This is a genomic window from Providencia sp. AGC89 (genome assembly GCF_053543535.1).
Genome location: NZ_JBIXLP010000062.1, coordinates 1 through 25,574 on the forward strand (window position 1 = coordinate 1; position 25,574 = coordinate 25,574).

At 41.7% G+C, this 25,574-nt stretch carries 24 protein-coding genes; 11 read left to right on the forward strand and 13 right to left on the reverse strand.

Annotated features, from left to right (window positions below; genetic code table 11):
* The first annotated feature begins 424 nt into the window (after positions 1-424).
* A complete protein-coding gene (locus tag ACIPUA_RS11410) occupies positions 425-568 on the forward strand; it encodes a Hok/Gef family protein (RefSeq protein WP_004914564.1) in 144 nt (47 codons plus the stop codon).
* A 69-nt stretch (positions 569-637) separates the two neighbouring features.
* On the opposite strand, the gene thiI is transcribed toward ACIPUA_RS11410, so the two are convergent.
* On the reverse strand, positions 638-2,089 hold the full coding sequence (gene thiI, locus ACIPUA_RS11415) for a tRNA uracil 4-sulfurtransferase ThiI (RefSeq protein ID WP_042846927.1): 1,452 nt from the start codon (positions 2,087-2,089) through the stop codon (positions 638-640).
* A gap of 219 nt (positions 2,090-2,308) precedes the next feature.
* On the opposite strand from thiI, the gene xseB reads away from it, so the two are divergent.
* The 5 genes from xseB to ACIPUA_RS11440 all read left to right on the forward strand — a co-directional run bounded on the left by xseB (position 2,309) and on the right by ACIPUA_RS11440 (position 8,274).
* Positions 2,309-2,560 carry an exodeoxyribonuclease VII small subunit gene (gene xseB, locus ACIPUA_RS11420; RefSeq protein ID WP_042846928.1) on the forward strand — a complete coding sequence of 84 codons (252 nt, stop codon included), beginning with the start codon at positions 2,309-2,311 and terminating at the stop codon, positions 2,558-2,560.
* A 3-nt stretch (positions 2,561-2,563) separates the two neighbouring features.
* Positions 2,564-3,481: a (2E,6E)-farnesyl diphosphate synthase gene (gene ispA, locus ACIPUA_RS11425; RefSeq protein ID WP_449059687.1), complete on the forward strand. Its 918-nt coding sequence runs from the start codon at positions 2,564-2,566 to the stop codon at positions 3,479-3,481.
* A gap of 252 nt (positions 3,482-3,733) precedes the next feature.
* Positions 3,734-5,599, forward strand: a complete 1,866-nt coding sequence (gene dxs, locus ACIPUA_RS11430; protein ID WP_449059688.1) for a 1-deoxy-D-xylulose-5-phosphate synthase — start codon at positions 3,734-3,736, stop codon at positions 5,597-5,599.
* A 615-nt stretch (positions 5,600-6,214) separates the two neighbouring features.
* A complete protein-coding gene (gene caiF, locus ACIPUA_RS11435) occupies positions 6,215-6,607 on the forward strand; it encodes a carnitine metabolism transcriptional regulator CaiF (protein WP_042846931.1) in 393 nt (130 codons plus the stop codon).
* Between the two features lie 353 nt (positions 6,608-6,960).
* The gene (locus ACIPUA_RS11440; RefSeq protein ID WP_449059689.1) at positions 6,961-8,274 is read left to right on the forward strand and encodes an SEL1-like repeat protein; all 1,314 of its coding nucleotides are present in this window, start codon (positions 6,961-6,963) and stop codon (positions 8,272-8,274) included.
* A 71-nt stretch (positions 8,275-8,345) separates the two neighbouring features.
* Here ACIPUA_RS11440 and caiE read toward each other — a convergent pair whose 3' ends face one another.
* From caiE to caiT, 6 genes are all read right to left on the reverse strand, one after another.
* A complete protein-coding gene (caiE, locus tag ACIPUA_RS11445; RefSeq protein WP_042846932.1) occupies positions 8,346-8,939 on the reverse strand; it encodes a carnitine operon protein CaiE in 594 nt (197 codons plus the stop codon).
* A gap of 23 nt (positions 8,940-8,962) precedes the next feature.
* Complete coding sequence (caiD, locus tag ACIPUA_RS11450) at positions 8,963-9,748, reverse strand: crotonobetainyl-CoA hydratase (RefSeq protein ID WP_449059690.1); 786 nt, start codon at positions 9,746-9,748, stop codon at positions 8,963-8,965.
* An 87-nt stretch (positions 9,749-9,835) separates the two neighbouring features.
* Entirely contained in the window at positions 9,836-11,395 is a 1,560-nt protein-coding gene (gene caiC, locus ACIPUA_RS11455; protein ID WP_449059691.1) for a crotonobetaine/carnitine-CoA ligase, read from the reverse strand.
* 70 nt (positions 11,396-11,465) lie between these two features.
* Positions 11,466-12,686, reverse strand: coding sequence for an L-carnitine CoA-transferase (gene caiB / locus ACIPUA_RS11460; protein WP_042846934.1), 1,221 nt, complete (start codon positions 12,684-12,686; stop codon positions 11,466-11,468).
* A gap of 63 nt (positions 12,687-12,749) precedes the next feature.
* Positions 12,750-13,892: a crotonobetainyl-CoA dehydrogenase gene (gene caiA / locus ACIPUA_RS11465; protein ID WP_042846935.1), complete on the reverse strand. Its 1,143-nt coding sequence runs from the start codon at positions 13,890-13,892 to the stop codon at positions 12,750-12,752.
* Between the two features lie 34 nt (positions 13,893-13,926).
* The gene (gene caiT / locus ACIPUA_RS11470) at positions 13,927-15,444 is read right to left on the reverse strand and encodes an L-carnitine/gamma-butyrobetaine antiporter (protein ID WP_048608388.1); all 1,518 of its coding nucleotides are present in this window, start codon (positions 15,442-15,444) and stop codon (positions 13,927-13,929) included.
* Between the two features lie 504 nt (positions 15,445-15,948).
* Between caiT and fixA the strand changes: the two genes are divergently transcribed.
* The 5 genes from fixA (at position 15,949) to ACIPUA_RS11495 (ending at position 20,698) form a co-directional block, all read left to right on the forward strand.
* The gene (gene fixA / locus ACIPUA_RS11475; RefSeq protein WP_042846937.1) at positions 15,949-16,719 is read left to right on the forward strand and encodes a putative electron transfer flavoprotein FixA; all 771 of its coding nucleotides are present in this window, start codon (positions 15,949-15,951) and stop codon (positions 16,717-16,719) included.
* 11 nt (positions 16,720-16,730) lie between these two features.
* A complete protein-coding gene (locus ACIPUA_RS11480; protein WP_129466861.1) occupies positions 16,731-17,672 on the forward strand; it encodes an FAD-binding protein in 942 nt (313 codons plus the stop codon).
* A 52-nt stretch (positions 17,673-17,724) separates the two neighbouring features.
* The gene (fixC, locus tag ACIPUA_RS11485; RefSeq protein ID WP_042846939.1) at positions 17,725-19,011 is read left to right on the forward strand and encodes an FAD-dependent oxidoreductase FixC; all 1,287 of its coding nucleotides are present in this window, start codon (positions 17,725-17,727) and stop codon (positions 19,009-19,011) included.
* Positions 19,008-19,295: a ferredoxin-like protein FixX gene (gene fixX / locus ACIPUA_RS11490; protein WP_042846940.1), complete on the forward strand. Its 288-nt coding sequence runs from the start codon at positions 19,008-19,010 to the stop codon at positions 19,293-19,295. Before fixC ends, fixX begins: the two co-directional genes overlap by 4 nt.
* A gap of 77 nt (positions 19,296-19,372) precedes the next feature.
* The gene (locus ACIPUA_RS11495; protein ID WP_042846941.1) at positions 19,373-20,698 is read left to right on the forward strand and encodes an MFS transporter; all 1,326 of its coding nucleotides are present in this window, start codon (positions 19,373-19,375) and stop codon (positions 20,696-20,698) included.
* 292 nt (positions 20,699-20,990) lie between these two features.
* On the opposite strand, the gene pgpA is transcribed toward ACIPUA_RS11495, so the two are convergent.
* The 6 genes from pgpA to nrdR all read right to left on the reverse strand — a co-directional run bounded on the left by pgpA (position 20,991) and on the right by nrdR (position 25,374).
* A complete protein-coding gene (gene pgpA, locus ACIPUA_RS11500) occupies positions 20,991-21,509 on the reverse strand; it encodes a phosphatidylglycerophosphatase A (protein ID WP_042846942.1) in 519 nt (172 codons plus the stop codon).
* Position 21,510: 1 nt separating this feature from the next.
* Positions 21,511-22,494, reverse strand: a complete 984-nt coding sequence (gene thiL / locus ACIPUA_RS11505; RefSeq protein ID WP_449059692.1) for a thiamine-phosphate kinase — start codon at positions 22,492-22,494, stop codon at positions 21,511-21,513.
* 202 nt (positions 22,495-22,696) lie between these two features.
* A complete protein-coding gene (gene nusB, locus ACIPUA_RS11510) occupies positions 22,697-23,113 on the reverse strand; it encodes a transcription antitermination factor NusB (RefSeq protein ID WP_042846944.1) in 417 nt (138 codons plus the stop codon).
* A gap of 126 nt (positions 23,114-23,239) precedes the next feature.
* Entirely contained in the window at positions 23,240-23,713 is a 474-nt protein-coding gene (ribH, locus tag ACIPUA_RS11515; protein WP_042846945.1) for a 6,7-dimethyl-8-ribityllumazine synthase, read from the reverse strand.
* A 90-nt stretch (positions 23,714-23,803) separates the two neighbouring features.
* Positions 23,804-24,919, reverse strand: a complete 1,116-nt coding sequence (ribD, locus tag ACIPUA_RS11520; RefSeq protein ID WP_449059693.1) for a bifunctional diaminohydroxyphosphoribosylaminopyrimidine deaminase/5-amino-6-(5-phosphoribosylamino)uracil reductase RibD — start codon at positions 24,917-24,919, stop codon at positions 23,804-23,806.
* A gap of 5 nt (positions 24,920-24,924) precedes the next feature.
* Positions 24,925-25,374: a transcriptional regulator NrdR gene (nrdR, locus tag ACIPUA_RS11525; protein ID WP_042846947.1), complete on the reverse strand. Its 450-nt coding sequence runs from the start codon at positions 25,372-25,374 to the stop codon at positions 24,925-24,927.
* Between the last annotated feature and the right edge of the window lie 200 nt (positions 25,375-25,574).

Consider the following 25,574-nt stretch of genomic DNA (forward strand, 5'->3'; position numbering starts at 1 on the left):
TTCAGTATCAGCAGCGGAAGCACGCTGGTTCAAGCGACGTTATCTTGCGATAACTAGTCTTGTGGGGGAATTTCCCCCACATTTCTCTCTAATTGTGCGTTGGTGATACAAGCACCCTGTTTTGAATCTACACTCTTTGCCATTCTTACTTCAGTTCAATCAATAATCATAATAATACCAATGATATCAAAATCATTATAACCAATTGAATTTAAATATTTTTATTATAAAAACTGACTGTAAATAGATTTATTTCGAGTGGATCTTTGCTATGATTGCCGTGGGTGCTTGGATCATTTTGGTTCAAGCATTTGCCAAAGCCAAAAAGACGAAAGCCCCGAATTTAGATGTTAATCTTAATCCGAGGCAGTCTCAAACCCTCACAATTTGATTCTGTCTCCTTTTAGAAAAGGAGTCAAGAGGAATGGCCAAAATTGCCCTTCTGGGGCTAGTTACCGTGTGTCTTACGGTGTTGTGTTTTTCATTGTTAATGCAAGAAAGGCTATGCTCTTTCAGTATCAGCAGCGGAAGCACGCTGGTTCAAGCGACGTTATCTTGCGATAACTAGTCTTGTGGGGGAATTTCCCCCACATTTCTCTCTAATTGTACGTTGGTGATACAAGCCCCCTGTTTTAAGTTATGGGCGATAAACCTTTATATTTTCATAACCTTGCTCTTTTAGGTATAGCGCTTGCAAGCGGCTCATTACCCCACGGTCACAATATAATAAATAGGTTTTATCTTTTGGTAAGTCACCAAATTGCGTACTCAATTTATAGAATGGAATGTGCTTAACTTCCATTCCATCTACATTCAGTGGCTTGTCTTCAAATTCATCAATTGAACGAATATCTAAAATCACTTCATTTTCAATTGAAAGCTCACTCACCATTTCAATTTCAGGGACTTTTTCAAGGCTTTCTTGTGCAATTTGTCGAATATCGATATTTTGCGCTTGCTCCACAACAGACTCTAAAATAGCAAAATCAAAATTGGCCTCTTCTGCTTCAATTCGTGCTTTAACAGCTTTCACTGTTGGGCTTTTTGAAATCACACCACAATATTCCGGCATGGTTTTCGCAAAATCTTCAGTCCCAATTTGCCGAGCTAATTTGATTATGTGTTCTTTGTCATGAGAAATCAGTGGCCTTAGCACCAAAGTATCAGAAGCATTATCAATAAGACGCAAGTTAGTTAAAGTTTGGCTAGACACTTGACCAAGCGCTTCACCCGTAACAATTGCCTGCACACCATAACGCTCCGCAACTTTAGACGCAGCTCTCACCATCATACGTTTAAGTACAACGCCCATTTGGCCATCATCGACTTTCTCTAAAATTTCAGCCACAACTGGCTCAAAGTTTACAGCAATAAAGCGCACTTTATGGGAGCTACCAAAACGGTTCCATAGATAATGTGCAATTTGCTTCACGCCAATTTCATGTGCCGCACCACCTAAATTAAAAAAGCAGTAATGAACACGGCAACCACGGCGCATCAACATATAGCTAGAAACACCAGAGTCAAACCCACCGGAAATTAGCGATAAAACATCTTCTTGCGTCCCTATAGGAAACCCGCCAATACCTTCAATACGTGATTTAACTAAAATCAGTTTGTCATCTTCAATTTCCAAATGCACGGTTGTATCTGGGTCTTTGAGCTTAACTTTAGCCGAAGGAATATGTTGGTTTAAACCACCACCAATGTAACGCTCAGCTTCAATCGATGAAAATTCGTGCTTACCGCGGCGTTTCACCCGAACACAAAAAGTTTTGTTTTCGAGAGACGCACCATAAGATTCATGGGTCATTTCATAAATATGGTGCAGGCTAGTAAACGGTTTTTCTTCCACTTCAAGGATATGGTGGATACCGGGAATACGACCTAACATGTCACAAATTTCGTCGTGCTTCGTTTCCCCTTTCACACGCACTTCAATATTATCCCAATTACGGACAACCGAAATTTCTTCGCCAAGAGGTTTTAGCACGTTACGGATATTGCTAGTCAGAATTTTAATGAAACGTAGCCTAACAGTTTGGCTTTTGATGGTAATTTCTGGGAATAACTTAATGATAAACTTCATAATAGCTGCATGTTCATGGTTGTGGGGCAAACGAACGTGTCTTAACAAGGACACACGTATAGGTTACCAATTGTCAATAAAGAGGCGTATTATAACACTATCTTGCGGACTGAATCTAAAAACACCAATAATAAATTGTAACCGTGGCAAGACTACGTTAGTCTGCTAAATATTTAACATTCCCCGAATTAACTAATTTAACATTAGTGGCTAAAGAATATGGCTAAAGAAAAATCTCAGCAAGTTGCACCTGTTAGTTTTGAAAACTCGCTTCAAGAGCTAGAGCAAATCGTCGCTCGTCTTGAATCCGGTGACCTCCCTCTAGAAGACGCTCTGAATGAGTTTGAACGTGGCGTTCAAATTGCCAAACAAGGTCAAAAAGTACTGCAACAAGCTGAGCAGCGTGTACAAATATTGCTCAGTGATGACGAAAATAAACCTCTTGCCGATTTTTCACCTGATACTGAATAAATTATGTCTGAACAACATTTAGATAGCTTCACGCTGCAACAAAAACAAACCTATGACAGAGTCAATCAATACCTTTTAGATGCCCTAAATGCGATGCCTTTTGCAAACCTTCCTCTTGCACAAGCAATGCGATATGGCACGTTATTAGGCGGGAAACGTTTACGCCCATTTTTAACTTATGCGGTAGGCTCTATGCTTGGTGTGAACCAAGAAAACCTTGATGCACCAGCTGCCGCTGTCGAGTGCATCCATGCCTATTCATTAATTCATGACGACCTGCCCGCTATGGATGACGATGATTTACGCAGAGGTCAACCAACCTGCCATATAAAATATGGTGAGGGTAATGCTGTCTTGGCGGGAGATGCATTACAAACGCTGGCCTTTCAATTAATTGCTTGTGCCCCAATGCCAGATGTCGCTGATAAAGACCGTATCGCAATGATAGCCGAGCTATCCTATGCAAGTGGCCTTGCTGGGATGTGTGGTGGGCAGGCTCTGGATTTAGACGCCGAAGGGAAATACGTCGACCTTGAATCCTTAGAACGTATTCATCTGCATAAAACTGGTGCACTCATTCGCGCAGCTATTCGCCTTGGTGCTTATGCCGCTGGCGAAAAAGGGCATCAATTACTACCTGTTTTAGATAAATACGCACAGTCCATCGGGCTTGCCTTTCAAGTTCAAGACGATATCCTAGATGTTATCGGGGACAGCACGGTAACAGGTAAGCGCCAAGGGACTGATGCTGAGCACGAAAAAAGCACTTACCCATCTTTACTCGGCCTTGAAGCGGCTCAACAAAAAGCACGTGAGCTATATCATGATGCAATAAGCGCTTTAGAGACGATCCAGTCATATGGGTATAATATAGAAATGCTAAGCGCTTTAGCTAATTTCATTATTGAGCGTAAAAACTGACAATATGCTTTGCCTTTTGGCAACAAGAAGGTCGATAATTACGGCATTTATTACCTTGATGAATCTTCAGAACATTCTATAACTCAAAAAACAGACAGACTATTGCTTACACTAAGCGAGTTATAGAAAGGCAATCAATGAGGATCACCCACAATATGCGTAGATAAATTTACGCACCGCAATACTTAGATAACTGTTTCAGTACCGAGTATTCAATATGTGGGTTTTTTATTAATTATAAGTGAGTACCTAATGAGTATTGATATCGCTAAATATCCAACGCTAGCATTGGCAGAGACACCAGATGAGCTTCGTCTGTTGCCCAAAGAAAGTTTGCCTAAGCTGTGTGATGAACTCAGACAGTTTTTGCTGAGTAGCGTTGGCCGTTCTAGTGGTCACTTTGCTTCTGGTCTCGGTGCAGTTGAGCTTACCGTCGCATTACATTACGTCTACAAAACCCCGTTTGATAACCTTGTTTGGGATGTCGGGCACCAAGCCTACCCACATAAAATTTTAACGGGTCGTCGTGACCGTATTGATACTATTCGTCAAAAAAATGGTTTGCACCCTTTTCCATGGCGTGAAGAAAGTGAATATGACATTTTAAGTGTTGGCCATTCATCCACATCGATTAGTGCGGGTTTAGGAATGGCTATTGCGGCAGAAAAAGAAAAGCAAAACCGTAAAACCGTCTGTGTGATTGGTGATGGAGCTATCACCGCAGGGATGGCATTCGAAGCCATGAACCACGCAGGGGACGCCGCACCCGATATGCTTGTTATCTTAAATGATAATGAAATGTCTATCTCCGAAAATGTTGGCGCGTTAAATAACCATTTGGCTCACCTGCTTTCTGGCAAGCTATACACCACATTACGTGAAGGTGGGAAAAAAGTTTTCTCTAACTTACCGCCAATCAAAGAATTGCTGAAAAAGACCGAAGAACATATCAAAGGTATGGTTGTTCCCGGTACCATGTTTGAAGAATTAGGCTTTAACTATATTGGCCCTGTTGATGGACATGACGTCGTCGCCTTAGTTCAAACCTTAAAAAACATGCGTGATTTAAAAGGCCCACAGTTTTTACATATCATGACTAAAAAAGGTCGTGGTTATGAACCTGCCGAAAAGGACCCGATCAGTTGGCACGCAGTACCAAAATTTGACCCAAGCACATTCACTTTACCCAAAAGCAAAGAGACGGGACCGACATTCTCTAAAATCTTTGGGGATTGGCTGTGCGAAGAAGCCAAAGATGATGACAAGCTAATGGCAATTACGCCAGCTATGCGCGAAGGCTCTGGTATGGTTCGGTTTTCTAAAGAATTCCCTGATCAATACTTCGATGTCGCGATCGCAGAGCAGCATGCTGTCACCTTTGCAGCTGGTCTTGCTATTGGGGGCTATAAACCCATTGTCGCTATCTATTCGACCTTCTTACAACGGGGTTATGATCAAGTCATCCATGACGTGGCTATCCAAAAAGTACCGGTGATGTTTGCTATTGACCGAGCCGGCATTGTTGGCGCTGATGGCCAAACCCACCAAGGTTCATTTGATATTTCATTCCTACGCTGTATCCCTACTATGGTGATCATGGCACCAAGTGATGAAAACGAATGCCGCCAAATGCTACATACTGGCTACCATTACCAAGATGGTCCAAGTGCTATTCGTTACCCGCGAGGCACGGGGACAGGTGCACAGCTACAGCCTTTAGCTCCACTAGAAATTGGTAAAGGAGTTATCCGTCGCCAAGGGGAAAAAGTTGCTATTTTGTGTTTTGGTACGTTACTTAGTCATGCATTAGAAGCCGCTGAGCAATTAAATGCGACTGTGGTTGATATGCGCTTTGTTAAACCATTAGATGAAGCCTTAATCCTTGAGGTGGCAAACAGCCATGATGTGCTCGTTACACTCGAAGAAAATGCAATTAAGGGTGGTGCGGGTAGTGGTGTGAATGAGTTCCTAATGCAGGAAAAAAGAATCATTCCTGTTTTAAACCTTGGTTTACCAGACTATTTTATTTCTCAAGGTAGCCAAGAGGAACTTATCGCTGAGCTCGGGTTAGGTGCAACGGGTATTATTAAGTCAATTAATACCTACTTAGCCAAGTAATAGGTTAACGAAAAAAGGCATTACCATGATAATGTAATGCCTTTTTAAATAACAAAGTTAATCACTCTCATTTTCTTTTTATATACACAGTATATAGAGTGTTAACTTTAACTCTATTATTTCATTTCCAATACAACTTTTAAAAAAAACACTTTTAAACCCTGCTTTTACATCTTAATTATATTTTTATATCATAATAATAAATAAAAAAACCAAACATAATAAACTTATATACAATGATATTTATTCTATTCACTCTAAAACAGAATATATACAAAATATTTATCTTGAATGTAAATTTTGAAAATAAAAACATGCAAATTATTTTTAAATCCATTAATATGAACTATGTCACTGTATGACAGTGTAACTTAAGCTCTGACTTATATTGGTTTTTCATTGCATTATGCAATAAAGCTTTTCCTATTATATTTCAATGCTTAACACTGAATAATAACGACTATATGATTTTAACAATTTTAACCAGGCTTTAATATTTAATTATTTTGTTTTCTTAATTTAAAAACCAGGAAACAAATAAACGCATTCCAACTACAATTTGCATATAGTTTCTCTTTATTTAGCCAATTTTAATAAATATATTTGGGAGCGCTTATGTGTGGACAATATATTAATGAACCTTTGTATTTATCCATTGCTAACTGGGTAATGAAACAAGGGCGCTGGATCACCGCCAGAGAAATATCCAATAATTTTGATATCCCTCACCCTAATGCGGTTAATATTGTTTCTTATATTTTATCTGACGTAGCTGAAATTCAATGTGAAGTTAAAATGATCCCGAATAAATTATCGGGTCGTGGCTGTCAGTGCCAAAGGCTGATTAAGGTTACAAAAATTGATAATCAACTTTATGCACGTCTTAGAAACCACCAATCTGAAAAAGTCACTATTGATTCTCCAGTGAAAGCGGCATCTATGCCACCGAGTGAATTAAATCGAGAGCAAAAATGGCAATGGATGCTATCAAAGGCACAACGCCGTTAACATAATGATCACATCAAAAAAACACGGGCTCAAGTCTGCGTTAAGGCTGTCGACAAAGCGGGATAAAAGCGTATTTTTCCCGCTTTGTATTATCAGCCGAAAATCAACAAATTAATTTTCTTCATATACTTTCAATAACTTATACAACTCAACAAATGAGATGCAAAGCTAGCTTTATAATTCTAAAAATATATTATTTATGGCATGATAGCCATCTATGGGAAAATAAGCCTGTATAATATTGCCTATCCAAGAGAGAAATATTTACTGAATATTGGTTTAGGTTAAAAGGTTGCTAAGAAAACTTAACTTTCATAGCAGAAAATGGACGCTATTTATCACCTATAATTAATATGAAAAATAAATTATTTCTAATCGCGCTATTGTTAATAACGGCAAGCCATGCATATTCAAACCCAGAGTTAAATAATGATAACTTTGAGCAAACAAAAATATTAGCAGAACAAGGCAATATTGAGGCTCAAAATCAACTCGCGATCATGTATTTCAACGGTTCTGGCTCCAAGCAAGACTATGTTAAGGCAATAAAGTGGTTTCAAAAAGCCGCTGAACAAGGATATGACGCTGCACAAAGCAATCTTGGGATAATTTATTTACAAGGTTTGGGAACTCAGCAAAGTTATACTCTGGCAAAGGGCTGGCTCCAGAAATCGGCTGAACAGGGATACGCGCAAGCTCAATATAACCTTGGAATAATGCATAAAAAAGGGGAAGGAACCAAGAAGGATCTTGCTCAAGCAAAAGAGTGGTTTCAACAAGCTGCTGATAAAGGCTATATTGACGCACAAAGCCAACTCGGTGAAATGTACTTAAACGGTGACGGAACCCAGAAAAACTATCCCCTCGCCTTAAAGTGGCTTCAAAGTGCCGCAGACAAAGGAAATGCAAACGCACAATTCAACCTTGCACTTATATACTTAGACGGCTTGGGTACCGAACAAAGCTATCAAGAAGCGTTGTGGTGGTTTCAAAAAGCCGCTGAGCAAGGAAACGCGGCTGCTCAGTACAATTTAGGTTTAATGCATCAAGACGGGTTAGGCACTCCCCCCAACAATTCACTAGCAAAAGAATGGTATCTAAAATCTGCACAACGAGGGCATGCACCCGCTCAAAGCAATTTAGGGCTTATCTATATTCAAAACACTGAAAAACAACCAGATTATACCTCCGCCAGAGAATGGTTTCAAAGGGCAGCAGAACAAGATTACGTCATTGCACAATATAATCTTGGCATGATGTATAAAAATGGTGATGGCGGCATTAAAAATAAAGAAATGGCAATAAAATGGCTACAAAAGGCCGCTGAACAAAATTACCCATCCGCACAATATAATCTTGGATTATTGTACCAAGATGAAAAAGATAACCACCAAAATCATAGCTTAGCGAAAGAGTGGTATCAAAAAGCCGCTGAGCTAAACTATGCGCCCGCGCAAAATCAGCTTGCCATATTGTATCTAAAAGGAATTGGCACGCCGCAGAGTTATACTCTTGCAAAAGAATGGTTTCTCAAAGCCGCGGAACAAAATAATGCTTCCGCACAATTTAATCTCGGTGTGATGTATAAAAATGGTGATGGCGTTGAAAAAAATGAAAGCGTGGCTCAAGAGTGGTTTCAAAAAGCTGAACAGCAAAAAAATAACTAACCTCATTTTTTCATAATAATCACTGTCGATAATGAAAACGCCCAGCTTTTAACTGGGCGTTCAAAGATTAATTACTGGCCTTTAGGTTTGACATCCGTTGTCCCCATGAGCCTTGGCCTATTCAACTCTATTTCTATCAAGGGTAACGTTTCATGTAATCCTTGTCGGTATCGAATGGCTAAGTCTTGATATTCTTTCGTATTGAGCTGCTTCCAATGCAATTCTTCCTCACGAATATGACGAGCAAAACGTGCAGGGCTGCCAACCAGTAATTGGCGAGGTTCACCTTGAAACCCAGCTTTAACAAAGCTCATCGCCGCAACAATACTTTGTTCACCAACCAGGGCTCCATCCATAATCACACTGTTCATTCCCACTAATGCATCACGACCAATAATACATCCATGCAAAATAGCTCCGTGGCCTATATGCCCACACTCGTGGACAATGGTTTCGACATCGCTATAACCATGCATAATGCAACAATCCTGAATATTGGCGCCTTTTTCTATGATCAAACGGCCATAGTCTCCACGTAAAGAAGCGTTAGGCCCAACAAATACCCCTTCACCGATAATCACATCACCAATCACCGTCGCTGATGGATGTACATATGCGGTAGGGTGAACAACTGGGATCACCCCTTCAAAAGCGTAAAAACTCAAAATTCACCTCTTTGCTAAATGAACTAGCGCCCTTTCCAACTTGGTGAACGTTTTTCGGCAAACGCCAGCGGACCTTCTGTTGCATCTTCGGAGTGTAAAACCGCGGGGTAGTTTGTCAGCACACCGCTGCGTATAAGCTTATAACCCTCTTCAACAGTAAGCTCTCCGGTTGCGCGAAAAATTTCTTTCAAGGCCGCAACCGCAAGTGGTGCACTTTGAGTGATTTTTTCTGCGAGTTCACGTGCTTTTTCCATTAAACTTTCCATTGGTACTACTTCATTAGCGATCCCCCAGCGTAATGCTTCCTGAGCATCCATACGCCTTCCCGTCATCACCATTTCATTCACGATCGGTGCTGGTAAGATTTTAGGTAAACGCAAGACACCGCCGCTATCAGGCACAATACCAAGTTGGGCCTCTGGTAAGGCAAAACTGGCATTTTCAGAGCAAATGATCATATCTGCCGCTAAAGCTAGTTCAAAGCCTCCACCAAACGCATAACCATTAACAGCAGCAATCACTGGTTTGTTTAAATTGAAAATTTCAGTGAGTCCGGCGAAGCCACCGGGACCAAAGTCGGCATCAGGTGCTTCACCTTCTGCCGCAGATTTTAAGTCCCAACCCGCAGAGAAAAATCGCTCTCCTGCTCCTGTTATAATGGCGACACGCAGCGAAGGATCATCGCGGAAATTAAGGAAAACTTCCCCCATTTTAAAACTGGTTTTTGCATCTATCGCATTTGCTTTAGGTCTATCAAGTACGATTTCCAAAATGGAGCCATTACGGGTAATTTTTAATGATTCGCTCATAGTGCAATCCTTTAGTCATCATGCGCTGCCATTTTGCCTACAGAAAGTTGCAGCCAAAACGTTCGCGTAATTAATAGAGTTATTCGATTATTGCAGATGTTTTTTCAGCACTTTTCCAGAACAGTTACGCGGTAAATCCTTACATACCTCAACCCATGATGGCACTTTAAATTTCGCCATTTGCTTTTCACAAAAAGCGAAAAACTCTTCCTGAGTTAATGTTTCACCCTCTTCTAACACAATAAAGGCTTTAATCGCTTCATCACGGATCTCATCAGCAACACCAATCACCGCCACGTCAACAATCAAAGGATGTGAAGCAATAATATTTTCAATTTCACTACATGAGACGTTCTCACCGCCTCGTTTGATCATATTGATGCTTCTGTCCACAAAATAGAAAAATCCATCTTCATCTTGGTATGCATAGTCGCCTGTGTGCATCCAATTTTGCTCATCAAATGTTTTTTCTGTGGCTTCAGGGTTGTTGTAATACTCTTTAAATAAAGTTTTACCTCGTTCTCCCTTCACACAAAGCTCACCAATCACCCCAGTGGCAACAGGTTGATTGGTTTTATCCCTAATTTGCGCTTTATAGCAAAAACCAGGACGACCAATGGATGGCCAACGGCGGATATCACCAGGTCTATCCCCAATTAGTCCCACAATAGTTTCCGTCATGCCATAAGAAGTCAGAAAACTTTTCACAGCAAATCGAGCCATAAACTGTTCTTTTTCCTCATCACTCAAGTTGAGGTAAAACATGGCTTCACGTAAGCAATGGTCTTTTTCATTATCCGCCAGCGGCTGGCTTAAAAGCGTACGGATCATCATGGGGATCAGCTCAACAACAGTGGCTTGGTGCCTCACAACTTGCTGCCAGAAACGTCTCGCACTGTATCTCTCAAGTAAGGCAAATGTTGCACCCACTGAAAATGCCGCCATCGATGCTGTACATTGGCAATCGATATGAAAGACTGGCATTACCGTAAGGTAAATATCGTCGGAACGTAACGTGTTCTGCCAAGAAGAGTAATAACCCGCAAAGCGTAAGTTGTAATGGGTAATAACCACCCCTTTCGGTTTGGAAGTGGTACCTGAGGTAAATAAAATTTCCGCAGTATCACCCACACTAAGCTCAATAAGTTGGGTTAACTCTGTCGGTTTTTGTGCTTGTTCAAGCAAAAAGTTTGAAATGCCTTCCTGCGGTTTAAACGACATATCTGAAATTAAAAAAATGTGCTCAAGGCTGGTACTTTTATCATCAAGTACACGTTGATAAATATCTAAAAAAGACGCACAAGTGACCACCATACGAGGTTGGCAGTTTTGCATAATCCAAGCGGCTTCATGGTATTTATAGCGTGCGTTAACTGGGACCATAATCGCCCCAATTTTCGCCAAGCCAAACCAGCAAAAGAAAAACTCTGGGCAATTATCTAAATGTAAAGCAACCTTATCCCCTTTTTGTATTCCATAATCTAAAAAGAGATTTGCTGTGCGATTAATTTGCTGATTCATTTCTATATAACTGAATTCACGAATATTTCCATCGCAGGATTCAAAGATAAGCGCCTTATTATCCCGATGGGTCAACGCTAGGTCATCCCACATTTGGCGCAAATTTTGTTTACCGATTACATCCATTAATTGTTTCCCATCATTTCCCTAATGAATATCAGGCCAGTTGGATTAATTGACCTGACTACCCATTCAATTAATCAACTATTTTGGCTAATCCTTTGTCGACTAACCCCCGAATATCAATTTCGCTATATCCAATATTTTTTAGTATCTCTGTCGTATCCATGCCATGTGATGGCATACCACGCCAAATTTGCCCTGGATTATTTTTGAATTTTGGCATCACATTTGGGCCACGACAGGTTTTTCCATCCATAGTCTGCCAACTGGTGATCGACTCACGAGCCAGATATTGTGGGTTGGTTTCTAATTCAGGAATGGTTAAAACTTTGGCGCTTGCAATGTTGAGTTCGGCTAATCTCGCTAGCACCTCATCAATTGAGCGAGCACCTAACCATTCATCAAGTTTTTCTTCCATTAAAGGCCCATAGGGGCACTCAATACGATGAATAAGCTGTGTGCCTTCCGGTATTTCTGGTGTACCAAGAAGATGAGCAAGGCCAATATCTTTAAATATTTCTTGGATTTGTGTGATACCGACGATTTCCATCACAATATAGCCATCATTACAACTATAAAGGCCGCAACCTGCGTAATAGGGGTCTTTCCCCTTGGTCATCCGCGGGCAGATTTCACCACCATTGAAGTAATCCATCATGAAGTATTGCCCCATTCGTAGCATGACTTCATACATGGCAATATCAATACTTTCTCCTTTCCCCGTTTCACGGGCTTTATACAATGCAGCTAGAGCCGCTGTTGTAGCTGTCATGCCTGAAAAATAATCAGCAGTATAAGGAAAGGCTGGCATTGGCTGGTCTTTATCACCATTTTGGATAAGATAACCACTAAAAGCCTGTGCAATAGTATTGTAGGCAGCTAGGTTAGTGTATTGAGGGTCACCGTATTGCCCGAAGCCTGATAAATGGGCGATAACCAATTTAGGGTTATGTTGCCAAAGTACTTCATCGGTGATCCCTCTACGGGCAAATGCAGGTCCTTTACTCGCCTCAATGAATATATCCGTTGTTTCCATTAATTTTAGAAATGCCTCACGCCCTTCATCCTTAAAGATATTCAATGATAATGCGCGTAAATTACGCCTTGATAGCTGTGGGTAATTGGGTTGAACACGGATAGTGTCTGCCCAAGCTACGTTCTCTATCCAAATCACTTCCGCGCCCCATTCTGCAAACATTTGCCCTGCAAATGGACCGGCTATTTCAATCCCTGAAAACACCACTCTGACCCCTGCTAATGGGCCAAATTCTGGCATTGGTAAATGCTCTGCCATGTTCTAATCTCCTGTTAAATTTGGCTGGCCTTCTTAAAAAGCCAACCAATAAACATTCAGCTATTAGCGGTACTGTTTCAGTACACTGCGGCCTAATGTCAGTATTTGCATTTCATCTGAACCACCAGATACACGGTCTACACGCAAGTCACGCCAGAAACGTGCGATTCGATGCTCACCAGCAATACCTACACCACCCAGTACCTGCATCGCAGAGTCTACGACTTCAAATGCCGCATTCGCACAGAAGTATTTACACATTGCTGCATCACCAGAGGTAATCAATCCGTTGTCACTCTTCCAAGCAGTTTCATATAACATGTTACGCATTGAATTGAGCTTGATCGCCATATGTGCAAATTTTTCTTGAATTAATTGATAACGGCCAATTGCTTCACCAAACTGAACACGTTGATTGGCGTAACGGGCTGCATCTTCAAATGCACACATTGCAGTTCCATAGTTAGTCAATGCGACTAAGAAACGCTCATGGTCAAACTCTTCTTTCACACGGTTAAAGCCGTTACCTTCACGGCCAAACATATCTTTTTCATCCAGTTCAACGTTATCAAAGGTAATTTCGCAGCAGCTATCCATACGTAGGCCCAGTTTCTCAAGTTTATTGACCTTGATACCGGGTTTGCTCATATCTAAAAACCACTCGGTGAAAACAGGTTTATCAGGAGAATCTGCATCACGACTCATCACCACAATGTATGGTGTGTAAGCACTACTGGTGATAAAACATTTGCTACCATTGAGATAAACTTTGCCATTACGGCGTTGGTAAGTTGTTTGTAAACTCCCTACATCAGAACCCGCGCCGGGCTCCGTAATCGCAGAGTTCCACATTTGTTTACCTGTACCGCGAAATGCCATAATTTTATCAATTTGTTCTTGGGTCCCTTCTCTGAGTACGGTATTAAACCCCCCCGGTAATTGGTACAACACATACGTTGGTGCGCCAAGGCGACCCAGCTCCATCCATACCGCAGCGACTGTAATAAACCCAGCGTTTAAACCGCCATGCTCTTCTGGGATCAACAGGTTATCAATTTCCATGTCCGCCAAGGCTTTAACAAAACGTTCAGGATACATACTGTCGCGGTCGCATTGTGCAAAATAGCTTTCCCAGTTTTCACTGGCCATCAGCTCACGGATCCCTGCGACAAACAGCTCCTGCTCATCATTCAATCTAAAATCCATATTAATAACCTCTTAAATGTTGTTTCTGAATAAATTAATTATTTTTCCAATGCACTTTTGCATCTTTAATAAAGGAGAGCGTTACCATAATGTTGACGAAAAAAAGTGGGCATCCTCCGGCAATTATCGCTGTTTGAATCGGTTTCAATCCGCCTAGAGCCAGTAATACGATACCGATAACACCGACTAAAACAGACCAACCGATACGCACCAATAACGGTGGCTCATCGCCATCTTTCACTGCGCGACAAGTCGACATAGCGAGAGTGTATGAACAAGCGTTGATGAGTGTGACGGTGGCGATAAAGCAGAGGATGAAGAAGCCCCAAATTGTTGCAGTGCTCAAAGGTAAGGCTGCCCATGTTTCAATAATGGCGCGTGCAACGCCGAATTCTTCAATCAGCTTTGGAATGTTAATAATATTTTGGTCAACGAGTTGTAATGTATTACTGCCTAGGATGGTCCAAATTAACGTTGTCCCTGCCGTCAAGCCTGCTACCATGCCGATACACAGCTCACGGACGGTACGGCCTTTAGAGATACGGGCGAGGAAAATACACATTTGGATGGCATAGATTACCCACCACGCCCAATAGAATACGGTCCAACCTTGTGGGAAACCGCCTTTACCCACTGCATCTGTATAAAACAGCATGCGTGGCATATACATCATTAAAACCCCGATAGAATCGGTGAAATAGTTCACAATGAAGCTGGCGCCGCCAACAATAAATACCCACCCCAGCATCAAGAAACTCAAGTAACTACGGACGTCACTGGCAATTTTCACCCCTTTTTGCAAACCAAAAGCCACGCAGATTGCATTTAGGATGATCCAGCAGAAGATAATGATGGCATCAAGTTGTAAGGTATGAGGAATACCAAATAAGTATTGAATACACTCAGTAACGAGTGGTGTAGCTAACCCTAAGCTGGTCCCCATGGCTAATATCAAAGCGACCAAGTAAAAATTATCAACGATGGTACCGAACCAGCCATTTACATGTTTTTGACCCACTAATGGGACAAGGGTGCTGCTTGGGCGGATAACATCCATTTTGCGAACAAAGAAAAAATAACCGAATGCAACAGATAAGAAACTATAGGTTGCCCATGGTAGTGGTCCCCAGTGGAATAAACTGTATGCAAGCCCAATATTTTTGGCCTCTGTTGAATAGGCTTCAAAACCAAAAGGAGGTGCAGAGACGTAATAATAGATTTCAATAGAACCCCAAAATAGTACCGCAGCAGAGGTACAGGAGGCGAACATCATAAAAATCCAGCTCGCGCGGCTAAATTCAGGTTTTTCATCCCCCAAACGTTTTTTGGCGTAAGGACCCAATATTAACCAAAACCAGCCACCAAACATTATCACCATGTACCACTCAAATGCCCAGCCCCATACATTAGTGACATAGCTGAATACTTGATTGATAACTTCGTTAGAAGCATCAAGGTCACGGACGGTTAACCAACACAATAGTCCAACAATGATCAATGGCGGAAAAAAAACTTTTGGTTCTATTCCACCCTTTTTATTTTCTTTGCTCATAGTTCGATCCCAATTTATTATTTAATATATAAGCTTTTAAATAGATATTAGTCTCAACACCTCATCTCACTTATTTATTACTAAACTCAATAAATTTAATTAAGTATTAATCCAATCACTATTCAAATCATGTCGAGTCCCCATTAACAATTCTGTTATTAAGGTCACAATATTATTCGTGATAAATATTTGTTACTAATATCTGACGCTTTAATAATTAAAATAACCAATAAATACATATAGATAAATTATCTTGTAATATTAATGTTATTAAATACCTTCAGTATTGGTGATTAGCATAACAATATTGAACATTACATTGATAAGTTGATGATTTTTACAGTATTGGTGAGTAGTGTATCACTATGAATATTTAAACCGACTTTAATTCAAGGTTTTCAATATTGGTGACTTAGGTTTTATTTTTAAATATCCAGTTCATGATAATTATATAATCCGAAACAAAAACGGATCATATTTATTAATTATATTTTAGGAGATGTAATGAATATTATTACATGCTATAAATCTGTTCCCGATGAACAAGATATTATTGTAAATAGCTCAGATGGTTCTTTAGATTTTTCACGTGCAGATACCAAAATTAGTCAATATGATTTAAATGCGATTGAAGCAGCTAACCAAATTAAAGCGCAACAAGCAGATAGTAAAGTTATTGCGTTAAGTGTTGGTGGTAAAGCACTAACCAATATGAAAGCACGTAAAGATGTATTATCTCGTGGTCCAGATGAACTTGTTGTCGTTATTGACGATCAACTCGAACACGCCTTACCACATCAAACTGCACTTGCCTTAAGTTCTGCGGCTCAAAAAGTTGGTTTTGATTTAATTATCTGTGGTGATGGTTCCGCAGACTTAAACGCTCAACAAGTTAGTATCTTAATGGGTGAAACCCTGCAAGTTCCCGCTATCAATGGCATAAAGAAAATTGTCTCCATCACACCGGATACGCTCATTGTAGAACGCGAATTAGAAGATGAAATTGAAACATTGTCCATTTCGTTACCTGCCATTATCGCAGTGACCTCCGATATTAATGTCCCTGTCATCCCATCAATGAAAGCCATTTTAGGTGCCGCTAAAAAACCCGTTCAAGCTTGGGCAATAACCGATATTGGCTTGGATAACGTTACAGCATTATCCGCACAATCTATCGCAGCACCTAAGCAAAAAGTTCGTCAACGCATCATCATTGAAGGTGATGGCGAAGAGCAAATTGCACAATTTGCTGAACATTTAAGAAAAATCATTTAATCGGAGGAGTTATGAGCAAATTATCAACCGTTTGGGTATTTAGTGATATGACTTCCCGTTTACCTGAACTTATCGGTGGGGCCCTCACTCTCGGCGAACAAGTCAATGTATTAACGTTAGATGACGCACAAAGCTCACAAGCCTTTCAACTTGGCGCAACCCACGTTTTTCAACTGTCTGGTAAGCCTGACGACCGTATCATCGAAGACTATGCTGATACCATTGTCACGACAATTAAACAGCATGGCGATAACGGGCTATTACTGCTACCTAATACCCGTAGAGGTAAATTACTGGCTGCACGCTTAGGTGCAAGACTGCAAGCTGCTGTGTCTAACGATGCGGCAACTGTGACAGTAGAATCAGGAAAACCTGTAATAAAACATATGGTTTATGGTGGGTTAGCCTTTGGCCAAGAAACCTTAAACAGTTCATTTTCAGTCGCTACACTCACCACCGGCACGTTTGAAGCTGCGCAAAATAATGCATCACTCAGCGGTACTGCTCAAACTGCACCATGGGTCGAACCAAAACAATCTATTGTACGTACCTCGATTCAGAAAAAAGCAGGTAACTCCGTTGAACTAGATAAAGCACGTCTAGTGGTCAGTGTAGGTCGGGGGATTGGAAGCCAAGAAAATATCGCTATCGCGAAAAAACTCGCTGATACCATCGGCGCTGAAATTGCCTGTTCTCGCCCTGTCGCAGAAAACGAAAAATGGATGGAGCATGAGCGCTACGTTGGTATTTCCAACCTGATGCTGAAACCTGAGTTATATCTCGCAGTAGGAATTTCTGGTCAAATTCAGCATATGGTTGGCGCAAACGGCGCACAAACTATCGTCGCCATTAATAAAGACAAGAACGCCCCTATTTTCCAATTTGCAGACTATGGGATCGTTGGCGACCTATTCAAAATTTTACCGGTTTTAACGCAACAACTGGCTAAATAAATTCAATAGCAGTGGGGTTTTCCTCACTGTTTCAGTGACCTTTGGAGAAACTATGTCCGATGATATATTTGATGCAATCATTGTAGGCGCGGGTCTAGCTGGTTCAGTGGCTGCATTGGTGCTTGCCCGTGAAGGTGCGCAAGTTCTCCTAATCGAAAGGGGAAACTACGCAGGCGGTAAAAACGTCACAGGTGGCCGCATGTATGCTCATAGCTTAGAGCGTATCATTCCTGAATTTACCCAAAATGCCCCTATTGAACGTATGATCACGCGTGAAAAGCTGTCATTTATGACAGAAACAGGTGCAGTAACAGTCGATTTCCAAAATGGAGCAGAGCAACCCCCAGAAGAAACCTCTTGGTCAGTGCTGAGAGGCAAGCTTGACCCGTGGTTAGTCGAACAAGCTGAAAATGCCGGCGCACAATGTATTACAGGTATTCGCGTTGATAAGTTAGTGGAACGGGATGGCAAAGTTGTAGGTGTTGAAGCCGATGGTGATGTGCTAGAAGCCAAAGTGGTGATCCTCGCTGATGGTGTGAACTCCATACTGGCTGAACAACTAGGAATGACCAAACGAGTGAATGCTGAGCATGTCGCTGTTGGGGTAAAAGAATTAATTGAATTGCCAAAAGATATTTTAGCTAACCGATTTAATCTTAAGGAAAAAGAAGGGGTTGCATGGCTATTTGCGGGGGCTCCTACCGATGGCTTGATGGGGGGAGGCTTCCTTTATACCAATGAAGATACTATTTCTTTAGGTTTAGTTTGTGGCTTACATCATATTAAAGATGCCAAAAAATCGGTTCCACAAATGCTCGAAGATTTTAAACACCACCCAGCGGTCGCCCCATTAATTGAAGGGGGCAAAATGATTGAATATGCCGCTCACGTTGTCCCAGAAGCGGGCTTGAAAATGCAATCAGAGTTGGTCCGTGATGGTGTGCTAATCGCAGGGGATGCAGCTGGGATGTGTATGAATTTAGGCTTTACCATCCGCGGAATGGACTTAGCCGTTGCTTCGGGTGAAGCCGCGGCAAATGCAGTAATTAACGCTATGAAAAAAGAGGACTTTAGTAAACAAGGACTCAGTGAATACCTCAAATTACTCAACGAAGGCCCTCTTCGAGATATGAAAATGTACCAAAAAATGCCTGAGTTTTTAGATAACCCACGCATGTTTTCCGCTTATCCAGAAATGGCTGTCGGTATTGCTAAAAAACTCTTCACTATTTCAGATGAAGCACCTGTGCCACTGCGTAAGACTATGCTACAAGAGGCAAAAAAAGTCGGCTTCATCAATTTAATCAAGGATGGAATTAAAGGAGTGAGGGCAATATGAGTGATCCAGTCAATGTTGATGTCAAGTTAGGCATTAATAAATTTAATGTCGATGAAGAAAATCCACATATTGTTATCAAAGAGCACCCGGATATGAAAGTGCTCGAAATATTAACTAAAGCCTGCCCTGCTGGCTTATATAAAAAACAAGAAGATGGCTCCGTACGTTTTGATTATGCCGGCTGCCTTGAATGCGGAACCTGCCGTATCCTAGGCTTAGATAGTGCATTAGAAAAATGGGAATACCCACGCGGCACATTCGGCATTGAATTTCGTTACGGCTAATTTAATTAGCATAACCCTAAAAGCCATTAACTTTTAGGGTTTTTAAGCGCATATTTGCGCTGACACTGGGATGCACAATGAAACCAAGAAGTTTTGACGATGTCCAATTTTCTTCCGTTCATCGGCGGATCATGCTCTGGGGGAGTGGTGGGCCTTTTCTGGACGGTTATGTTTTAGTCCTGATCGGCGTCGCTTTAGAGCAACTCACTCCAATATTAAGTTTAAACAGTGAATGGATTGGCTTACTAGGTGCCGCAACGCTTGCGGGTTTATTCATTGGTACCTCACTGTTTGGCTACATTTGCGACCAAGTCGGTCGCCGCAAAATGTTCTTAATCGATATAGTGGCCATAGGGGCAATCTCTGTTGCAACTATGTTTGTTTCAACCCCTTTAGAACTACTAATAATGCGTTTTTTAATTGGCATTGTCATTGGTGCTGATTATCCCATCGCAACCTCGATGATCACCGAATTTTCCAATACCAAACAGCGTGCGTTTGCGGTCGGGTTTATTGCAGCCATGTGGTACGTTGGCGCAACTTGTGCCAATCTTGTTGGCTATATGCTTTATGATGTTCAAGATGGTTGGCGCTGGATGCTAGGCAGTGCCGTCATTCCATGTATCGTTATTTTAATTGGCCGTTTTGATCTACCTGAATCGCCTCTTTGGTTAATCCGCAAAGGACGTATTCCAGAATGTGAAAAAATGATGGAAAAACTGTTTGGCCAACCTGTGGTTTTTGAAGCTGAGGAAGCGAAAAAAACACATTTTCATCAACTGTTTAATAAACGACATTTTTCTTTCGTATTATTTACTGCGATTATTTGGACCTGCCAAGTGATCCCAATGTTTGCCATCTATACTTTTGGCCCACAAATTGTTGGGCAATTAGGTTGGGATCAAGGTAAAAATGCGGCTTTAGGCAACGTAGTTATCAGCTTATTTTTTATGTTAGGTTGCTTACCAGCGATGTACTGGCTAAATAAAATGGGAAGACGACCACTGCTAATTGGTAGCTTTGCCCTAATGACTGCAGCGCTAACTATACTCGGGTTATTTTCTAACCTTGGTATCTGCCTAGTCATTATCATGTTTGGTATTTATGCATTCTTCTCTGGGGGCCCAGGGATTTTACAGTGGCTCTACCCTAATGAGTTATTTCCAACAGATATTCGCGCATCCGCCGTTGGGGTCATTATGTCCATCAGCCGTATCGGAACCATTTTTTCCACATGGGCACTACCGATTTTTATCACAAAATACGGTGTTAGCACGGTGGTATTGATGGGGGCAGGGGTTTCTTTACTTGGGCTAGTTGTCTCAATTCTATTTGCGCCAGAAACCAAAGGATTAACCCTAGCACAAACCTCAGTGATGGGTATTCGGCGCAAAAAGAAGTAAAAGAAGTAAAAGAAGTTACTACGATAAGCAATCACATCCAATACGCTAAATAGTTTGAGTTGTGGCTAGGCGGCAATCGAGGTTATCCCGATGAGCATACAGAAGTATGTGATTCGGGTAACCGAGTGCAGCCAACAACGCCACAGCGCAAAATATGACACGTATTTATACGCTAAATAGTTCAGATTGTAGGTAGGCGGCAAGCAAATAAGACCCTAGGAGCATACACCAGTATGTGACTAGGGCGAATAAGCGAAGCCAACACCCCTACAATTTGAAATATGACGCGTATTTAATTGGTTGAGAATGGCATAATGTCATACCAAACCAACAACCAAATTGTCACATAAGCAAATATCGCCGCAATAATATCATCAATCATGATACCAAAACCGCCGCTGACCTTTCGGTCAAAAATACGTATTGGCCATGGCTTCCACATATCATAAATGCGGAAAATAAAGAATGCGGTAATGACCCATTCATAATCGACCACTGGGATTGCCATTAAGGTAATCCACATCCCGATAAACTCATCCCACACGATGCTACCGTGGTCATGAATTTTCATATCATCAGAGGTACGTTGGCAAATTAGACAGCCAATCCAAAAGCCCGCCACAATGAGCACCCATATGCTCCACACTGGCATATTTGCCATCAATAACCAAAAAGGTATTGCCGCAAGGGACCCCATAGTCCCAGGTACAATTGGCGATAAACCGCTGCCAAACCCCGTTGCTAGCAAATGCCAAGGGTTACGCATATTCAGCCGTTTTTTTGCTTCTGCTTTTTCTTGGCAACTTGCCATGCTACGCACCTTCCGAAACAAAATGATCGAAACCTTTTAGGTTTACATCAACTTCTTGGTTATTGCAAAAGTAGCTGATCCCTTCAGATTGCGGCTTAATTTGCCCAATACAAGTAAAACCAGACCCTGTATGAGCTAAAGCCATTTCTAATGCCCCGCGATTAATTTCCGGTACAGTAAAGCATAACTCGTAGTCTTCTCCACCACTCAGGGACCATAAACGGCTTTGCTCAACGCTACAGTTCTGTACTAAGGCCTCTGACTGCGGCAGTGCATCCAAATTAATTCGAGCGCCACAGCCACTTGCCTTCAAAATATGATTAAGATCAGAGACTAGACCGTCTGAAATATCAATCGCAGAAGACGCTAAGTTCCTAAGGGCTTGACCTTGTAAAATACGTGGCTGTGGACGTAAATGACGCTTAATTAGCCATTCTTTATGCGCTGTATTTTTGATATTCAGCCTATCTTGTAAAATAGCAAGACCTGCTGCGCTATCCCCTAATGTCCCTGTCACATAAATCCAATCCCCATTACGTGCACCAGCCCGAGACAATGCTTTACCCTGTGGTACTAACCCATGGACAGTATAAGTCAGGCTCATTGGACCACGAGTGGTATCACCGCCAATTAGCTGCATCCCGTAATAATTTAATTGCTCAAATAAGCTATCACTAAATGATTGCAACCAATCACAATCAACGCAAGGTAATGTAATAGCTAAAGATACCCATGCAGGGTCTGCCCCCATTGCTGCAAGGTCACTTAAATTAGATGCTAATGATTTATAGGCTAGGTCAGCAGGTGAAATCGTAGGGAGGAAATGCACACCAGAAACAAGGGTGTCAGTACTCACAGCAAGTTGCTGTTTTTCTGGGATGGTCATCAACGCACAGTCATCTCCAATACCGATATTTACATCACGTCGGTTCGTTGTTTGACGGTTAAAATAACGTGCGATGAGGTCAAATTCGCCATAGGACATGGTAGATTTTCCGTTTTCGCTATAACTATTTTCGTTTTAAATAAAACAAATAATTTATGCTCTTAATAATACAAGTGGCAAATAACTAGCTGAATCAATATACCTGAAACTTAGAGTACCACGAATATATAAATACAAAGGTAGACTGGAACCCAGCCTACCTATTTACTACTGTAGTGTTACAGGAGGGAACCCTGATTTTTTATTTTTTGCGACGAACTACTGGTGCAGCTTTATCTAATACACCATTAACAAATTTATGGCTATCTTCCGCACCGAACACTTTAGCAAGCTCAATACCTTCATTGATTGCCACTTTGTAAGGAACATCTTCACGGAAGCTCAATTCAAACATTGAAACGCGCAAAATCGCTTTTTCTACCTGCCCTAACTCTTCGAGCTGACGAGATAAATAAGGCGCCATTAGTTGATCAAGTTTAGCTGCATTAGTAGCAACACCAGATAACAGTTCACGAAAATATTTTACGTCAACGTCTGACATGTCCTGATCAGCAATAAACTCATATTCGACTTCGGCAATTGGATTGCCAGATAATTGCCATGAATAAATGGCTTGAACAGCACACTCACGAGCGCGGCGACGAGCAGCAGGTTTCACAAGATTCCCCTTAAAATAAAAAACGATACACAAAATTATTCGGGCATATAAAAAACTAAGCTAATCAATACACTCAGTGGTATTAGTTAACTTCACTACAGTCTATAGCCCGAAGTAAAATGTGTATTACTTGCCTTTAATGGCTTTAATTACATTGATCATTTCTAATGCAGTCAGTGCAGCTTCAGCACCTTTATTACCAGCTTTAGTCCCTGCTCGTTCAATGGCTTGCTCGATATTTTCAGTGGTTAACACACCAAAAGTAACGGGCACTTCGCTATTCATTGCAACATGAGATAAGCCTGAGCTGCATTCACCAGCGACATATTCAAAGTGAGCTGTACCACCACGAATAACAGTACCTAACGCGATAACGGCATCATATTTTTTTGTTTCAACCAGCGCTTTTGCCGTTAACGGTAGTTCATAGGCACCTGGAACCCAAACAATGGTAATGTTGTCATTCGAAACTTGACCAATACGTTCTAACGCATCAACAGCGCCATCCAGCAGACTATCATTAATAAAGTTGTTAAAACGAGCGATAGCGATAGCAATACGCGCTTGTGGCGCAGCAACAACACCTTTAATTACGTCCATAGCCTTCCTCTAATATTAATTATAACCCGCGGGGCGCGGATTTTATCACATTCTTTCATGTACCGTATGTATGATTTTCAAAAAACACACTTACCATACGGGGCGAAGCCTGACGCGCAGGTCTTCACCGACCTTTTCTACATCAGTAAATTCAAATTTTGGCGCTTCAATTAATGAATCGAGGGGAGGTAAATCAACCAAACCTCGGGCACTGTTCCCAAGTAATTTAGGGGCAATATACACAATTAATTCATCAACTAAGCCTAGTTTCAACAATGAGCCTGCTAATTTTGCACCTGCCTCTACCCAAATACTATTCACATTCCGTTTGGCAAGTTGCATCATCAATATGACGAGGTCTGTACCATTTTCATGTGCAGGGATGCTAATTTGCTCGACATCCCCTTGCCATGAGCAGCCGATATAGGGATTAGAACGCACCAACCAACATTCACCTGCTAATTGAGTGACTTTATGGTTAGCGGTGACACGATTATGGTTATCCAGCACAATGCGAATAGGTTGACGTAATTGGTCTTCTGGGTAGATTTGCTGAACGTCCGTTGGCAGTTCGTTCCAACGAACCGTTAAAGAAGGGTCATCGGCGATAACCGTACTACTAGTGGATAAAATAGCGCTCGCTTGTGCGCGAAACGCCTGCACATCTTTGCGAGCCGCAGTACTGGTAATCCACTTACTTTCCCCTGACTCAAGGGCTGTTTTACCATCCAATGACGCTGCTAGCTTTAATTGGATATAAGGAAAACCAGTACGCATACGTTTCAAGAAACCACGATTCGCAGCTTCAGCTTGGTCTAAAAGCACGTTACTACGCGTTTCAATCCCTGCCTGAGATAACATATACAAACCACGGCCAGCAACTTGTGGGTTTGGGTCTTGCATCGCAGCAACAACGCGACTGACCCCTGCATTAATTAATGCTTCCGCACAAGGCGGTGTACGACCATGGTGGCTGCATGGCTCAAGGGTGACATAGGCTGTTGCCCCCTGAGCTTTTTCTCCGGCCATCCGTAATGCATGTACTTCTGCATGAGGCTCACCCGCTTTTTGGTGGTAACCCTCACCAACAATTTCACCGTCACGTACAATTACACACCCAACATTCGGGTTCGGTGATGTTGTAAAGCGCCCTTTTCGTGCAAGCTCAAAAGCGCGAGCCATATAGATGTCATCTTGTTCTATCATTTGCGTTAGTCCTGTAATTTAGCGATTTCTTCGCCAAACTCACGCACATCTTCAAAACTACGGTAAACAGAAGCAAAACGAATGTAAGCGACTTTATCGAGTTTTTTTAACTCATCCATGACTAAGCTACCAATAAGTTTAGAAGGAACTTCACGTTCTCCTGTAGCACGAAGCTGGGATTTAATTGAAATAATCGCTTGTTCAATGTCATCAGAGCTGACGGGGCGTTTTTCTAGCGCTTTTTGCATACCGCGATTAAGTTTTTCTTCATCAAACGGTTCGCGTACATCGTCACTTTTAATAACCCGAGGCATCACGAGTTCAGCCACCTCAAAGGTCGTGAAACGTTCATGACAAAGCAAACATTGGCGGCGCCTACGGACTTGTGCGCCTTCACCAACCAGACGCGAGTCGATGACTTTCGTATCTACAGCTGAGCAGAATGGACAATGCATAACGTTTCCTGGATCTATTTACGGAGACATAGTTTACCCTACTATGCAATAAAAAACACCCTAGAAGATGCCTCCTAGGGTGCTCGTAACTCTTCATATTTCGTGCTGTGAGGGTGTTGTTAGCTGCATTGCGCTATCCTTAGTCACATAGTTTATTATGCTCCTCGGGATATCACTCGTTTGCAGCCAACTCACGGCAC